The organism is Microbacterium sp. NPDC077644, from assembly GCF_040702785.1.
Classification (GTDB): Bacteria; Actinomycetota; Actinomycetes; order Actinomycetales; family Microbacteriaceae; genus Microbacterium.
The window spans coordinates 952,555-967,995 of record NZ_JBFBME010000001.1 but is presented as its reverse complement, the minus strand read 5'-3'; the positions used below and the strand labels follow the sequence as shown (position 1 = coordinate 967,995).

Genomic DNA, 15,441 nt, shown 5'->3' with positions numbered 1-15,441 from the left:
TCGAACAGCACAGCGCACCGGATGCCGGCCCCGGCCGTCCTCGTCCTCGAAGACGGCACCCGTCACAACGGCCGCGCGTACGGCGCCGAGGGCACGACGCTCGGCGAAGTCGTCTTCGCCACCGGCATGTCCGGTTACCAGGAGACGATCACCGACCCGTCCTACGCCGGCCAGATCGTGCTGCAGACCGCGCCGCACATCGGCAACACCGGCATGAACGACGAGGATCCGGAATCCCGGCGCATCTGGGTCGCCGGCTACATCGTCCGCGACCCCTCGCGGGTCGTGTCGAACTGGCGGGCCAACGCGTCGCTCGACGAGACTCTCGTCCGCGACGGGATCGTCGGCATCAGCGGCATCGACACCCGCGCGGTCACCCGGCACATCCGCTCCGCCGGCTCCATGCGCGGCGGCATCTTCTCGGGCGCCGATGCAGGCCTCGACCCCGAGGAGCAGCTGCGTCAGGTCGTCGAGGCGCCGCAGATGGCAGGCCAGAACCTCTCCTCGCAGGTGTCGGTCGACGTCGCGACCATCACCACGGCGATCGGGGAGCGCGTCGGCAACCTCGCCGTCCTGGACCTCGGCGTCAAGCAGGCCACGATCGACAACCTCGCCGCTCGCGGGTTCGACGTGCACGTCCTGCCACAGACGTCGACGATCGACGACATCCGGGCGATCGACCCCGTCGCGGTGTTCTACTCGAATGGCCCCGGCGACCCGGCGGCGTCCGGCGACCACGTCGCGCTCCTGCGCGCCGTCCTCGACGACGGGCTGCCGTTCTTCGGCATCTGCTTCGGCAACCAGCTCCTCGGGCGCGCCCTGGGTCTCGGCACCTACAAGCTGCCGTTCGGCCACCGCGGCATCAATCAGCCCGTGCTCGACAAGAGCACAGGCAAGGTCGAGATCACGGCCCACAACCACGGCTTCGCCGTCGATGCACCGCTGGAGGGCACGTTCGACAGCCCCAATGGATACGGCAAGGTCGAGGTCAGCCACGTGGGTCTCAACGACAACGTCGTCGAGGGCCTGCGCGCCCTCGACATCCCGGCCTTCTCGGTGCAGTACCACCCCGAAGCCGCCGCCGGCCCCCACGACGCCAACTACCTCTTCGACCGGTTCAAGGACATGGTCGTCGCACAGCAGGGAGACACCAAGTAATGCCGAAGCGCGACGACATCAACTCCGTCCTCGTCATCGGGTCGGGCCCGATCGTCATCGGTCAGGCCTGCGAGTTCGACTACTCCGGCACCCAGGCGTGCCGTGTGCTCCGCGAGGAGGGCGTCCGCGTCATCCTCGTCAACTCCAACCCGGCCACGATCATGACCGACCCGGACTTCGCCGACGCGACCTACATCGAGCCGATCACCCCCGAGGTCATCGAGACGATCATCGCCAAGGAGAAGCCCGACGCGATCCTGCCGACCCTGGGCGGTCAGACCGCGCTGAACGCGGCGATGGCCCTCGACAAGCAGGGCATCCTAGCCAAGTACGACGTCGAGCTCATCGGCGCCAAGGTCGAGGCGATCGAGAAGGGCGAGGATCGCCAGATCTTCAAGGAGCTCGTCCTCGAAGCGGGAGCGGATGTCGCGGCATCCGTCATCTGCCACAGCATGGACGAGCTGCTCGCGGGCGCCGAGAAGCTCGGCTACCCGCTCGTCGTCCGCCCGAGCTTCACGATGGGCGGGCTCGGATCCGGCTTCGCCTACGACGAGGAGGACCTCCGTCGCATCGGCGGAGCAGGTCTCCACGACTCGCCCACGAGCGAGGTGCTGCTCGAGGAGTCGATCCTCGGGTGGAAGGAGTACGAGCTCGAGCTCATGCGCGACACGGCGGACAACACGGTCGTCGTCTGCTCCATCGAGAACGTCGACCCGGTCGGCGTGCACACCGGCGACTCGATCACGGTCGCGCCGGCGCTCACGCTGACCGACCGCGAGTACCAGAAGCTGCGCGACATCGGCATCGACATCATCCGGGCCGTGGGCGTGGATACGGGTGGCTGCAACATCCAGTTCGCGGTCAACCCCGAGAACGGGCGCATCATCGTCATCGAGATGAACCCGCGCGTCTCGCGCTCCTCGGCGCTGGCGTCGAAGGCGACCGGCTTCCCGATCGCCAAGCTCGCAGCCAAGCTCGCGCTCGGCTACCGCCTCGACGAGATCCCGAACGACATCACGGGCGTGACTCCGGCGAGCTTCGAGCCGACCCTCGACTACGTCGTGGTCAAGGTGCCCCGCTTCGCGTTCGAGAAGTTCCCCGCGGCGGATGCCACGCTCACGACCACCATGAAGTCGGTCGGCGAAGCCATGGCGATCGGCCGCAACTACGCCACCGCGCTGCAGAAGGCGCTCCGCTCGCTCGAGAAGCGCGGTTCGAGCTTCCACTGGGGCGAGGAGTCCCGCTCCGTCGAGGAGCTGCTCCAGGTCTCGAAGACGCCGACCGACGGCCGCATCGTGGTGCTGCAGCAGGCGCTGCGCAAGGGCGCGACGATCGAGCAGGCGTTCGAGGCCACGGCCATCGACCCCTGGTTCCTCGACCAGATCGTGCTGATCAACGAGGTCGCAGAGACGGTCCGCACCGCCGAGGAGCTCAACGCCGACGTGCTGCGCTACGCCAAGGAGCACGGCTTCTCCGACGCGCAGATCGCACAGCTCCGGGGCGAGGACGAGGCGGAGATCCGCGGCGTCCGGCACGGCCTGGGCATCCGCCCGGTCTACAAGACGGTCGACACCTGCGCGGGCGAGTTCCCCGCACTCACCCCGTATCACTACTCGAGCTACGACTTCGAGACCGAGGTCGCGCCGTCAGAGCGCACCAAGGTCGTGATCATCGGCTCGGGCCCCAACCGCATCGGGCAGGGCGTCGAGTTCGACTACTCGTGCGTGCACGCGTCGTTCGCGCTGTCGGATGCCGGGTACGAGACCGTCATGGTCAACTGCAACCCCGAGACGGTGTCCACCGACTACGACACCTCCGACCGCCTGTACTTCGAGCCGCTGACGCTCGAGGACGTGCTCGAGGTGCTCGACGCGGAAGCCGCCAGCGGAACCATCCTCGGCGTCGTCTGCCAGCTGGGCGGTCAGACCCCGCTCGGTCTCGCCAAGGGCATCGAGGCGGCCGGCTACACGGTGCTCGGCACGAGCCCGGCAGCCATCGACATCGCCGAGGAGCGGGAACTGTTCTCGCAGCTGCTCGCGTCGGCCGGCCTCGTGGCGCCCCGCCACGGCACGGCGATCGATGTCGAGGGCGCCGTCGCGATCGCGGAGGACATCGGGTACCCGGTGCTCGTCCGACCGAGCTTCGTCCTCGGCGGGCGCGGCATGGAGATCGTCTACGACACCCCGAGCCTGCGCGACTACTTCGTGCGCACAGCCGGCGAGGTCATCGTCGGTCCCGGCACGCCGCTGCTCGTCGACCGCTTCCTCGATGACGCGATCGAGCTGGACGTCGACGCGCTCTACGACGGCACCGAGCTGTACATCGGCGGCGTCATGGAGCACCTCGAGGAGGCCGGCATCCACTCCGGCGACTCCAGCTGCACCCTGCCGCCGGTCTCGCTCGGCCGCAGCGACGTCGACCGGGTCCGCGAGGCGACCCTGGCGATCGCCGAGGGCGTGGGCGTGCGCGGTCTCCTGAACGTGCAGTTCGCGATCAGCGCCGGCGTGCTCTACGTGATCGAGGCCAACCCGCGCGCCAGCCGCACGGTGCCGTTCGTGTCGAAGGCCCTGGGCATCCCCATGGCCAAGGCCGCCAGCCGGATCATGGCCGGCGCCACGATCGCCGAGCTCAAGACCGAGGGGCTGCTTCCGGCCGCTGACGGATCGCGGGTGCCGATGGACGCCCCCGTCTCCGTCAAGGAGGCCGTGCTCCCGTTCAAGCGGTTCCGCACCAAGGACGGCAAGATCGTCGACTCGGTCCTCGGCCCGGAGATGCGCTCGACCGGCGAGGTCATGGGCATCGACAAGGACTTCCCGACCGCGTTCGCGAAGAGCCAGGCCGCGGCCTACGGCGGCATGCCGACCTCGGGCACCGTGTTCATCTCGGTCGCCGATGCCGACAAGCGCGCCGTGATCCTGCCCGCGCATCGCCTGCAGCAGCTCGGCTTCACGCTGGTGGCGACCGAGGGCACGGCCGAGATCCTCTCCCGCAACGGCATCCCCGTGACGGTCGTGTCTAAGTTCAGCGAGACGCAGTCCTCGGGGGGAGAGAACATCGTCGATCTCATCAACGCGGGCCAGATCGACATCGTCGTGAACACGCCATCCGGCGGTGCTGCACGCGCCGACGGCTACGAGATCCGCGCCGCGGCCGTCGCGGCCGACAAGGCCCTGTTCACGACCATGGCGGTGCTGGGCGCCGCGGTGAGCGGAATGGATGCCGCCGATGAGGGCTTCGAGGTCAGGAGCCTGCAGGAGTACGCGCTCGACCGGCAGGCGGCACTGTGACAGCGAGCTTCGGGGAGCGGACGCGCGCGGCGCTGGCCGCGCGCGGTCCGCTGTGCGTCGGCATCGACCCGCATGCGACGCTCCTGTCTGCGTGGGGCGTCGGCGACACGGCGGCGGGCACGCGCGAGTTCGGACTGCGGACGGTGGATGCCGCGGCTGAGCGCGTCGGCGTCGTCAAGCCGCAGGTGTCGTTCTTCGAGCGCTTCGGATCGGCCGGTTTCGCCGCCCTCGAGGACGTTCTGCAGGCGGCACGGGATGCCGGCCTTCTCGTGATCGCGGACGCCAAGCGCGGCGACATCGGCAGCACGATGGACGCGTACGCCGCGGCCTGGCTCACGCCCGGGTCGCCCCTCGAGGCGGACGCCGTGACGGTCAACCCGTATCTCGGCATCGGCGCACTGGAGAGCACTTTCGTGCTGGCGGAGGAGCACGGCAAGGGCGCGTTCGTCCTCGCCGCGACGAGCAACCCGGATGCCGGGACCGTCCAGCGCGCCCGCTCCGAGTCCGAGAACACGATCTCCGCCGCCGTTGTCGCCGAGGTCAGCGCACGCAACGCCGAGACCACAGCCGAGGGGGAGTGGGCCAGCCTCGGCTTCGTCATCGGCGCCACCGTCGACTGGGCGCACGCGGGTCTGTCGCCGTTCACGCCGCCGGCCCCGATCCTGGCACCGGGATTCGGCGCGCAGGGCGCGGGTCCCGACGACCTCGTCGCACGCTTCGGCACGAGCGCACCGCTGGTCGTGGCGTCCGAGAGCCGCAGCATCCTCCAGGCGGGACCCGCCGGCATCGCCGCAGCGATCGACGCACGCGTCGACGAGTACCGCAGGAGGGTCGATGCCTGAGCGCAGCGTCCCCGAGGTGGACCGCGCGGCCGCCGCGCGCAGAGCGGTCGAACGCCGTCAGGCCCGCGCATCGCTCAAGCGCGACCTCGGCATGCGCGTCACGACGCCGCAGACGGTCGCCGAGCTGGCCTTCGCCGATGCGGACTCCGTCGCCGGCTCCATGCGGGTGACCGACTTCCTTCTCGCCCTCCCGGCGATCGGCGTCGGCAAGCGCGACCGCATCCTCACGGAACTCGACATCTCGCCGGTGAAGCGACTGGGCGGGCTCGGCGTCCGACAGCGCGCCAGCCTTCTGCACTGGCTCGACGAGCGATTCCCCGCCCCGGAGCCGCGCACGGGGCGCAGCCGGCTGCTCGTCCTGGCCGGACCCACCGCCGTGGGCAAGGGCACGGTCGCCGCGCACATCCGCGATAACCATCCTGAGATCCACCTGTCGGTGTCGGCGACGACCCGCGCACCGCGTCCCGGTGAGATCGACGGCGTGCACTACTACTTCGTCGACGACGCCGAGTTCGACCGGCTCATCGCGGAGGGCGAGCTCCTGGAGTACGCCGTCGTGCACAACAAGTCGCGCTACGGCACGCCGCGCGCGCCGATCGACGCCGCCCTCGCCGAGGGCCGGACGGTGCTCCTCGAGATCGATCTGCAGGGTGCGCGCCAGGTGCGCGCCGCCGAGCCCTCGGCGACGCTGATCTTCCTCCTTCCGCCGACCTGGGACGAGCTGGTGCACCGGCTCGTCGGCCGGGGCACGGAGAACGAGGAGGAGCGCGCCCGTCGCCTGCGGACGGCGAAGGTCGAACTGGCCGCGCAGAGCGAGTTCGATTACCGCATCGTGAACGAGGATGTCGCCGCTGCCGCGCGCGAGGTCGTAGAATTATCTGAGGCTCCCGCGCGCTGAACCGATCCCTGAGCCTCGCACGCCGAACTGAGCCCTACGCCTGTGGAAGGGGCACCACCCCGCCCCGATCCGCCTGCCGGCGGAGTACAGTCCCATTTCTCGGGGCGCTCGAAGTCGGTCACTCAGGCGTGATCGGTCCGCAGCGCAGTGACTCGCCCATCGAGTGCGTCATAGGTGTGTCGTGGAGGCGTAGAGCCGCACGCCACGCCGTCGGCGACGACTTACGAGCTCAAAAGCGGCAGTCAGAGCGGTAGCATGACCGTGAAGTACTTCCCCGGTGCGTTGTGCGAGGGTATATAATGACCGCGAACTCACCTAGGAGGCGTCATGGGTGGTATTGCACGCTGGATGGTCGCTTCGGCTGGCGGGATTGTTGCTCTTGCGCTCGTTTTCGGTGGTGGGCTTGGCGCCGGTGTAGCGTCGAGCGCTCCTGCGGATGATGGTGTTGATGCGCTGGGGTTGCCGACTGATGACGCGATTGTCGGTCAAGATATGGTCATGGCCGTGGTTCAGCCAGTGTTGGATCTGGTCAATCCGAATGAGGGCGGCTCCCGAGTCTCTGCTGACGGCGTCGAGTATGGTTACGCCGGGGTGATGGTCGACCCCGTCGCACGCGTCGTCGATCTCTTTTGGGTTGGAGAGGTCGCGGTTGATGTGCAGCGAATGCTGGATGATGCGCCCTCAGAGGTGACGGTGCGAGTGCATCCGGCGAAGTTCACTCTTTTCGAGATGCTTGACGCGGTGGACCGTGTCGTCGGCATGCCCATCGACGAAAGCGGCGCGTCGTCGTCGATGATCTCCGCTGCGGGACCCGACACCAGCGGGAATGGAATCTGGGTCGAATACACGGGGACCGCCGCACCCGATACGGTCGCAGCGTTGGCGGCTCGTCTGGCGAAAGTAGACATCACCACCGTCTCCGTCGGCCAAGAGATCCAATCCACAGCACGATGAGAGCTGTTCTGCGGATAGATCGCCCACGTGGTATTGCACGCTGGATGGTCGCTTCGGCTGGCGGGATTGTTGCTCTTGCGCTCGTTTTCGGTGGTGGGCTTGGCGCCGGTGTAGCGTCGAGCGCTCCTGCGGATGATGGTGTTGATGCGCTGGGGTTGCCGACTGATGACGCGATTGTCGGTCAAGATATGGTCATGGCCGTGGTTCAGCCAGTGTTGGATCTGGTCAATCCGAATGAGGGCGGCTCCCGAGTCTCTGCTGACGGCGTCGAGTATGGTTACGCCGGGGTGATGGTCGACCCCGTCGCACGCGTCGTCGATCTCTTTTGGGTTGGAGAGGTCGCGGTTGATGTGCAGCGAATGCTGGATGATGCGCCCTCAGAGGTGACGGTGCGAGTGCATCCGGCGAAGTTCACTCTTTTCGAGATGCTTGACGCGGTGGACCGTGTCGTCGGCATGCCCATCGACGAAAGCGGCGCGTCGTCGTCGATGATCTCCGCTGCGGGACCCGACACCAGCGGGAATGGAATCTGGGTCGAATACACGGGGACCGCCGCACCCGATACGGTCGCAGCGTTGGCGGCTCGTCTGGCGAAAGTAGACATCACCACCGTCTCCGTCGGCCAAGAGATCCAATCCACAGCACGATGGAACGGCACTGCTCCGTACAAGGGCGGCGGTGGATACTACGTCGGAGGCCTAATCTGCTCGACGAGTTTTCCGGTGACGAGCAACGCGACTGGCACGAAGTACCTCTTGACAGCGAATCATTGCTTCCCGTCCGACACGACGGTCTCGGTGTCGAATGATGTGGGAACGTGGGGCATCGCTTACACCGGGACAGGTTACCGGCACCCCGACCTTGACGCTGCCTTAGTCCGTCCGACGACTCAATCGATCACACCGCGCATCTATCACGGCACCTGGTCAACGGCGAACTTAGAGATCGTCGGCGCCGTTGGCGGCAATGTCGTTGGAGCATTCGCCTGCGCCGACGGTGCAAACTCAGGGGTTCATTGCGTGGAGATTGATCAAGCGAACTACGCCCAGTACATTTCCGATCAGGGCAGTACAGTTCACGGTCTGGTTCGCGGCCATGTCTCTGTCGGCTCTGTCGTTGTCGTAGGCGGAGATAGCGGTGGGCCGGTCGCCTATCCGCAATCTAGCGGCAAATTCCGGGCCATGGGAACGATTCTCGGCGGTTACGGAAGCGGGACATGCCCGGTGGTGCGCTACTCAACTACCAAGTGCTTCACCAACGTGGTTTGGGTGGGAAGCGTGACCATCAGCAGTGAAATGGGTATGACCATCGCGACTGGTTAGCATGGTTAGCATGGCAGCGAACCTCACGGCAGCGTCGTGAACGCGGATGTCGCCGCCGCCGCGCGCGAGGTCGTAGAATTGTCTGAGGCACCAGCGCGCTGATCGCTCTCGCGCGCCCGCCGATTCGACTTTCGCGACGAACCCGTCGCCTGATCTGGAGGTCCCACCATGGCCGGACACCACACCAAGGGCATCATCGACCCGCCCATCGACAACCTGCTCGACCGCGTCGAGTCGAAGTACGAGCTGGTCATCTACGCGTCCAAGCGTGCGCGGCAGATCAACGACTACTACGCAGACCTCCACGAGGGCAACCTGTTCGACAACGTGGGCCCTCTGGTCGACTCGTCCGTCGAGGACAAGCCGCTGACCATCGCGCTGCACGAGATCAACGAGGACAAGCTCCGCCTTCGCCACGCTGAGTGAGGGCGGCTTCCCAGGTGAGCGCGCTGCGCCTTTTCACGTCTGAATCCGTCACCGAGGGGCACCCGGACAAGATCTGCGACCAGATCTCGGACAGCATCCTCGACGGACTGATCGCCAAGGACCCGGCATCCCGTGTCGCGGTGGAGACGCTCGTCACCACGGGCCTCGTTCACGTCGCCGGTGAGATCCGCACCGAGGCGTACGTCGACATCCCCACGATCGTCCGCGAGGTCGTGAGCGGCATCGGCTACACGTCGAGCGACACCGGCTTCGACGGCGACTCGTGCGGCGTCAGCGTCTCGGTGGGGGAGCAGTCCAGCGACATCGCGCACGGCGTCGACCTCGCACAGGAGCACCGCGACGGGTCGTCCAGCGATGCGCTCGACGGCCTCGGCGCCGGCGATCAGGGCATCATGTTCGGCTTCGCGACGGTCGAGACGCCCGAGCTCATGCCGATGGCCGGTCACACGGCGCACCGCATCGCCGAGCGCCTCACTGAGGTGCGCCGCTCTGGTGAGCTCGATTTCCTGCGCCCCGACGGCAAGACGCAGGTCACGCTCGGCTACGAGGGCTTCACTCCGAAGACGATCGATGCGGTCGTGCTCTCGACGCAGCACCACCCGGACATCTCGCAGGACGAGCTCCAGGACCAGGTGCGGCGACTCGTGATCGACCCCGTGCTCGAGAACACCGGACTCGAGATGCCGTCGGCAGATCGCTACTTCATCAACCCCGCCGGGCCCTTCGTCACGGGCGGCCCCAAGGGGGACGCCGGTCTCACCGGGCGCAAGATCATCATCGACACCTACGGCGGGGCCGCCCGTCACGGCGGCGGCGCGTTCAGCGGCAAGGACCCGTCAAAGGTCGACCGCTCCGGCGCGTACGCCATGCGCTGGGTGGCCAAGAACGCGGTGGCCGCAGGTCTCGCGGACCGGCTCGAGGTGCAGGTCGCTTACGCCATCGGCGTCGCGCGGCCCGTCGGGCTCTACGTCGAGACGTTCGGCACCGGAAAGGTGTCGGATGAGGTGATCACGAATGCGATCCGCGAGGTCTTCGACCTGCGGCCGCAGGCGATCATCGAACAGCTCGATCTGCTGCGTCCGATCTACCGTCAGACGGCGGCGTACGGTCATTTCGGCCGCGAACTGCCCGACTTCACCTGGGAGCGCACGGACCGAGCCTCCGACCTCCGCCGCGCCGCGGGGCTGTAATGCCGGCGCGCGCAGCGCACGCGTGCACGTTCGGGGCGCTGCGGTGAGTCGGCGCATCGCGCGGGTGCTGCTGGACTCGCCGCTGCCGCAGCTCGATCGCCTGTTCGACTACGTCCTCCTGGACGAGCTCGGCGAGGTGCCCATCGGCGCCCGCGTCCGCGTGCCGCTGCGCACCGCCGGCCGCATGGTCGACGCGTTCGTCGTCGAACTCGATGCCGAGAGCGACACCGAACGCGCGCTGTCCACCGTCGAGAGCGTGATCTCACCGGTTCCCGTGCTCCCCGAGCGCCTGTACCGGCTGGCGCGCCGCGTCGCGGATCGCGCGGCCGGTTCGGCATCCGACGTCCTGCGCCTGGTCATCCCCAAGCGTCAGGTCCGCGTCGAGAAGGCGTGGAAGGCGGATGCCGTCGTCGCGATGCCGTCCGATGAGGCACAGGAGCGGACTGACGCCGTTCTCGCCGAGTACAGCGGACTCGCGGCGCTGCTCGACGAACGCGGCCGCGGTGCGGTCGAGGCCATACCCGGGGTCACAGGCGACGCGCTGCCATGGACCCGGCTCCTCTCCGCCGCGGCGTCCAGGGTGCTGGCATCCGGCGCATCCGTCATCCTCGCGGTACCCGATCACCGCGACCTCGACCGGCTGCTCGCGGCGCTTGCGGACTTCGTCCCCGAAGACGCGATCGTCCGCCACGACTCCCGGCAGACCAATCCTGAGCGCTACCGCGGTTTCCTGCGCACGCTCGAGGACGCGCCGTGCATCGTCGTCGGCAACCGGTCGGCCGTGTACGCGCCGGTGCGGGCCGGACTCGTCGCCGTCTGGGACGACGGCGACCCGCTCTACAGCGAACCGCTCGCCCCGTACGTGCACGCGCGGGATGCTGTGCTCGTCCGCCAGGAGCAGGAGGGATCGGCGCTGCTGTTCGCCGGCCACACGCGCACGAGCGATGTCGAACGGCTCGTGCAGCGCGGCTGGCTCGCCGACGTCCGCGCCGAGCGCCGAGTGACGCCGCGCATCGTGCTGAGCAGCCCGCAGGAGATGGAGCAGCCGGCCCAGCGTGTGCACTCCGGCGCCTTCACGGCGGCTCGAGCCGCGACCGCAGAGGGGCCGGTCCTCGTGCAGGTCGCTCGTCCCGGCTTCGCGCCGACGCTGGTGTGCGCGGACTGCCGGGCACCGGCGCGCTGTGCGCACTGCGGTGGCCCGCTGGGGGCATCGCATCGCGGCGCTGTGCCGGTCTGCGGCTGGTGCGGCCGCGCGGGGCGCGCCTGGCACTGCCCGTCCTGCTCCTCCACGCAGCTGCGCCTCGCGGCATCCGGCAGTGAGCGGACCGCCGATGAGCTCGGTCGGGCGTTCCCCGGAGTCCGCGTGATCGTCGCCGACGGCGCGCACCCCGTCGAGCACGTCTCCGAGAAGCCCGCGCTGGTCATCGCCACCCGCGGGGCGGAACCGATCGCCGCGGGCGGATACCGGGCCGTGCTGCTGCTGGACGGTTCGCGCATGCTGCAGGCGCCGGATCTGCGGATCGGCGAATCCTGCCTGCGGTGGTGGTCGAATGCGGCCGCCCTCGCAGCTCCCGGTGCGCCGATCCACCTCGTCGGCGTCGACGGACCCGTCGGCCGGGCGCTGGCGACGTGGACGCAGCCGGCGTACGCGCGTTCCGAGCTCGAGAGCAGGGCACCCCTGCACCTGCCGCCCGCGACGCGCGTCGCTCTCGTCGAGGGGGTGCCGGCATCCGTGGCGCGCGCGCTCGACGACCTGCGCCGGCTGCCCCTGCCGGCGGACGCCGTGCTCGGCCCCGTGCCCGTCGAGGGCGAGGACGGCCGCGTGCGCGCGCTCGTGCGGTTCGAGTACGCCGCGGGGCCGTCCGTGGCGACGACGCTGCGCGCCGCCGTGGTCGCAGAGGCGGTCAAGCGACGGCGCGGACGCGGTCAGAGCAACCGCGTGCCGCTCTCGGTGCGCCTCGATATGCTCGATCCCGAGCTGTGATCGCCGTGGCGATCCACCCCACGTGAGAACCCATCGTTCCGGAGCACCTTCATGCGACTCGTCTTCGCCGGCACACCGGCGGCCTCCATCCCGACCCTGCGCGCCCTCGCCGGATCTCACGACATCGCGGCCGTGATCACGCGCCCCGATGCGCCGCTCGGTCGGAAGCGCGTGCTCACGCCGTCACCGGTCGCCCAGGTCGCAGACGAGCTGGGCCTGCCCGTGATCAAGGCCGCGCGTCTGGACGATGAGGTCACGGCTCGGATCGCCGCCCTGCGCCCCGACCTCGGGGTCATCGTCGCCTACGGCGGGCTGGTGCGCGAACCGCTGCTCCAGACTCCGGCGCACGGATGGATCAACCTGCACTTCTCGCTCCTGCCGCAGTGGCGGGGCGCGGCTCCGGTGCAGCGGGCGCTCATCGCCGGCGACGCCGAGCTCGGCGCCAGCGTCTTCCAGCTCGTTCCCGTGCTGGATGCCGGCGACGTGTTCGCGATGCGGACGGTCGATGTCCCGGCAGATGCCACGGCGGACGTGGCGCTGGACGTGCTCGCCGAGGACGGCGCAGCCCTCACCGCCGAGGTCGTGGCCGGCATCGCCGACGGCACGGCGCGCACTGTGCCGCAACGGGGCGAGCCGACGACCGCGCCGAAGCTCACGATCGACGACGGGGCACTGGAGTGGAACCTGCCGCTGGAGGCGGTGTACTCCCGCTTCCGCGGCGTCACCCCCGAACCCGGCGCGCACACGACCATCGGCGGCCTTCGGGTGAAGGTGCTCGAGGCGGCCCCGGCGGCAGATGCCGAAGCGCTGGACCCTGGCCAGATCACGGCCACGAAGCAGGCCGTCCTCATCGGCACCGCGACTCGGCCGCTCGCCGTGACGCGGGTGCAGCCGGCCGGGAAGGCCGCCATGAGCGCGACGGACTGGTGGCGCGGGCTGCGCGCCGACGACGCCGTGCGAGCGGGCGCGTGAGCGCGCCGCAGGATCGGCGGCCGCGTCGTCGCCAGGACGGCGGGCAGAGCGCGCGCACCCGGCAGGGTCAGCCGCCCCGCCGCGTGCAGCCGGCCAGGCGCGTCGCGTACGACGTCCTGCGGGCCGTGAGCGACTCCGACGCCTACGCCAACCTGCTGCTGCCGTCCGCGATCGCCGAGGCCGGCCTCAGCCCGCAGGACGCGGCACTCGCGACCGAGCTCACGTACGGCGCTCTGCGCCGCCGTGGAACCTACGACGCCGTGATCTCGGAGGCGGCGGGTCGCCCGGTCTCCGACATCGACCCGGCAGTGCTCGATGCCCTGCGGCTGGCGGCACATCAACTGCTCGCGACCCGCGTCGCCTCCCACGCGGCCGTCAACGAATCCGTGAACCTCGTGGCGGGCGCGGTCGGCCGAGGCCCTGCGGGGTTCGCGAACGCCGTGCTCCGCCGCATCTCGCGCGACACGCCGGGACAGTGGCAGGAGCGGATCGAGGCGGGTGCGCGCTCCGACGACGAGCGCATCGGCCTGCGCACGGCCCACCCGGTGTGGATCATCCGTGCACTTCGCCGCGCACTCTCGGCCGAGGGACGCGCCGACGAGCTCGAAGACCTGCTGGATGCCGACAACGCCTCTCCCGAGGTGACGCTGGTCGCTCTGCCCGGCCTCGCCGAGGCGGGAGAGCCGCGCCGTCCCTACGCGCCGACGGCCTTCGCCTCGCCCGGGGGAGACCCGCACGCCGTCATCAGCGCCTCCGGCGGCACGATCCGCGTGCAGGACGAGGGCTCGCAGCTCGTCGCCCTCGCCCTTGCGGCGGCCCGTCCGATCGAGGCCGGCGAGCGGTGGCTCGACCTGTGCGCCGGACCCGGCGGCAAGACGGCCCTGCTCGCCGCGATCGCCTGGCACAACGGCGTCGCCCTCGAGGCCAACGAGGTCGTCCCGGCACGCGCCGGGCTCGTCCGGGGCGCCCTGAAGGCGGTGCCCGGCGAGGTCGTCGTCCACGAGCAGGACGGCCGCGAGCTCACCGCCGCGAACCAAAACCGGTTCGACCGCATTCTCGTCGATGCGCCGTGCACGGGCCTCGGAGCCCTGCGCCGGCGCCCCGAGGCCCGGTGGCGGAAGTCGCCGGCCGACGTCGCCGAGCTGACCGGCCTGCAGACCGAGCTCCTCGCGGGGGCCCTCGACGCCGTGGTCCCCGGAGGGATGGTCGCCTACGTCACGTGCTCGCCGCATCTCGCCGAGACGACCGGTGTCGTCGCCGAGGTGCTGCGCACCCGTGACGACGTGACCGAATTGGATGCCGCCGCCGTGCTCGCCTCCGTCGCCCGCAGCCCGATGGACCTCGGCTCGGACGGCACCGGACGGGTGCAGCTGTGGCCGCACCGCCACGGCACCGACGCCATGTTCCTCGCGCTCCTGCAGCGCACCCCGAAGGGAGAAGATCAGTGAGTCTTCCGTCAGCACCGCGCATCAACCCCAGCATCCTGTCCGCCGACTTCGTGAACATGCAGCGCGATCTCGCCCGGATCGCGACCGCCGATTTCGCTCACGTCGACGTCATGGACAACCACTTCGTCCCGAACCTCACGTTCGGCCCGCAGATGGTCGAGCGCATCCAGGCCACCAGCCCCATCCCGCTGGACGTGCACCTGATGATCAGCGACCCGGACCGCTGGGCGCCCGGCTATGCCGAGCTGGGCGCCGCCAGCGTCACGTTCCACCTCGAGGCCGCCGCCGACCCGGTGGCGCTCGCGCGCCGACTGCGGTCGATCGGCGCCCGCGCCGGCGTCGCCATCAAGCCGGGCACGGCGGGGGAGAGCCTGTACGAGATCCTCGACGAGTTCGACCAGGTGCTCGTGATGACGGTGGAGCCCGGCTTCGGCGGTCAGAGCTTCATGCCCGAGACGATGCCGAAGCTGCGCGCGCTCGTCGACGAGGCGCGGCGTCGCGGTTCGTCGACCTGGTTCCAGGTCGACGGCGGCATCTCGGACGCGACGATCTCGCAGGCCGCCGAGGCGGGCGCCGACACGTTCGTGGCGGGCTCCGCCGTGTACGGGGCGGACGACATCGAGGCCGCCGTCACCGGGCTCCGGGAGCGCGCGCGAGCCGCTAGCCTGGAATCGTGAAGACTTTCGACGAGCTGTTCGCCGAGCTCAGCGTCAAGGCCGAGACCCGTCCCGCGGGATCGGGGACCGTCGCCGAGCTCGACGCCGGTGTGCACACGATCGGCAAGAAGATCGTCGAGGAGGCCGCCGAGGTCTGGATGGCGGCCGAGTACGAATCGGATGCCGAGGCCGCCGAGGAGATCTCGCAGCTGCTGTACCACCTGCAGGTCCTCATGCTCGCGAAGGGGCTGAGCCTCGAAGACGTGTACCGACATCTCTGATG

General features: G+C 69.5%; 13 protein-coding genes. All 13 read left to right on the top strand.

All coding sequences use genetic code 11. The features are described 5' to 3' along the window. Nucleotides 1-21: 21 nt before the first annotated feature. The 13 genes from carA to AB0269_RS04600 all read left to right on the top strand — a co-directional run bounded on the left by carA (nucleotide 22) and on the right by AB0269_RS04600 (nucleotide 15,439). A complete protein-coding gene (gene carA, locus AB0269_RS04660) occupies nucleotides 22-1,158 on the top strand; it encodes a glutamine-hydrolyzing carbamoyl-phosphate synthase small subunit (RefSeq protein ID WP_366210504.1) in 1,137 nt (378 codons plus the stop codon). Further along, the gene (gene carB / locus AB0269_RS04655; RefSeq protein ID WP_366210090.1) at nucleotides 1,158-4,445 is read left to right on the top strand and encodes a carbamoyl-phosphate synthase large subunit; all 3,288 of its coding nucleotides are present in this window, start codon (nucleotides 1,158-1,160) and stop codon (nucleotides 4,443-4,445) included. Before carA ends, carB begins: the two co-directional genes overlap by 1 nt. Next, a complete protein-coding gene (gene pyrF, locus AB0269_RS04650) occupies nucleotides 4,442-5,287 on the top strand; it encodes an orotidine-5'-phosphate decarboxylase (protein ID WP_366210089.1) in 846 nt (281 codons plus the stop codon). The genes carB and pyrF overlap by 4 nt, the downstream gene beginning before the upstream one ends. Further along, the gene (gene gmk / locus AB0269_RS04645) at nucleotides 5,280-6,185 is read left to right on the top strand and encodes a guanylate kinase (RefSeq protein ID WP_366210088.1); all 906 of its coding nucleotides are present in this window, start codon (nucleotides 5,280-5,282) and stop codon (nucleotides 6,183-6,185) included. Before pyrF ends, gmk begins: the two co-directional genes overlap by 8 nt. A 327-nt stretch (nucleotides 6,186-6,512) precedes the next feature. Next, nucleotides 6,513-7,139 carry a hypothetical protein gene (locus AB0269_RS04640; protein ID WP_366210087.1) on the top strand — a complete coding sequence of 209 codons (627 nt, stop codon included), beginning with the start codon at nucleotides 6,513-6,515 and terminating at the stop codon, nucleotides 7,137-7,139. 44 nt (nucleotides 7,140-7,183) lie between these two features. Further along, nucleotides 7,184-8,461 carry a hypothetical protein gene (locus AB0269_RS04635; RefSeq protein ID WP_366210086.1) on the top strand — a complete coding sequence of 426 codons (1,278 nt, stop codon included), beginning with the start codon at nucleotides 7,184-7,186 and terminating at the stop codon, nucleotides 8,459-8,461. A gap of 168 nt (nucleotides 8,462-8,629) precedes the next feature. Next, nucleotides 8,630-8,887 (top strand): DNA-directed RNA polymerase subunit omega, encoded by a 258-nt coding sequence (gene rpoZ / locus AB0269_RS04630; RefSeq protein ID WP_033107065.1) that lies wholly within the window; start codon nucleotides 8,630-8,632, stop codon nucleotides 8,885-8,887. A gap of 14 nt (nucleotides 8,888-8,901) precedes the next feature. Next, nucleotides 8,902-10,098, top strand: coding sequence for a methionine adenosyltransferase (metK, locus tag AB0269_RS04625; RefSeq protein WP_366210085.1), 1,197 nt, complete (start codon nucleotides 8,902-8,904; stop codon nucleotides 10,096-10,098). A 43-nt stretch (nucleotides 10,099-10,141) separates the two neighbouring features. Beyond that, on the top strand, nucleotides 10,142-12,082 hold the full coding sequence (locus tag AB0269_RS04620; RefSeq protein ID WP_366210084.1) for a primosomal protein N': 1,941 nt from the start codon (nucleotides 10,142-10,144) through the stop codon (nucleotides 12,080-12,082). Nucleotides 12,083-12,133: 51 nt separating this feature from the next. Then, nucleotides 12,134-13,054 carry a methionyl-tRNA formyltransferase gene (gene fmt / locus AB0269_RS04615; RefSeq protein ID WP_366210083.1) on the top strand — a complete coding sequence of 307 codons (921 nt, stop codon included), beginning with the start codon at nucleotides 12,134-12,136 and terminating at the stop codon, nucleotides 13,052-13,054. An 83-nt stretch (nucleotides 13,055-13,137) separates the two neighbouring features. Next, complete coding sequence (locus AB0269_RS04610) at nucleotides 13,138-14,502, top strand: transcription antitermination factor NusB (RefSeq protein WP_366210503.1); 1,365 nt, start codon at nucleotides 13,138-13,140, stop codon at nucleotides 14,500-14,502. Then, complete coding sequence (gene rpe / locus AB0269_RS04605) at nucleotides 14,499-15,179, top strand: ribulose-phosphate 3-epimerase (RefSeq protein ID WP_366210081.1); 681 nt, start codon at nucleotides 14,499-14,501, stop codon at nucleotides 15,177-15,179. The genes AB0269_RS04610 and rpe overlap by 4 nt, the downstream gene beginning before the upstream one ends. Continuing rightward, nucleotides 15,176-15,439 (top strand): phosphoribosyl-ATP diphosphatase, encoded by a 264-nt coding sequence (locus AB0269_RS04600; RefSeq protein WP_175986291.1) that lies wholly within the window; start codon nucleotides 15,176-15,178, stop codon nucleotides 15,437-15,439. Before rpe ends, AB0269_RS04600 begins: the two co-directional genes overlap by 4 nt. Nucleotides 15,440-15,441 lie beyond the last annotated feature (2 nt).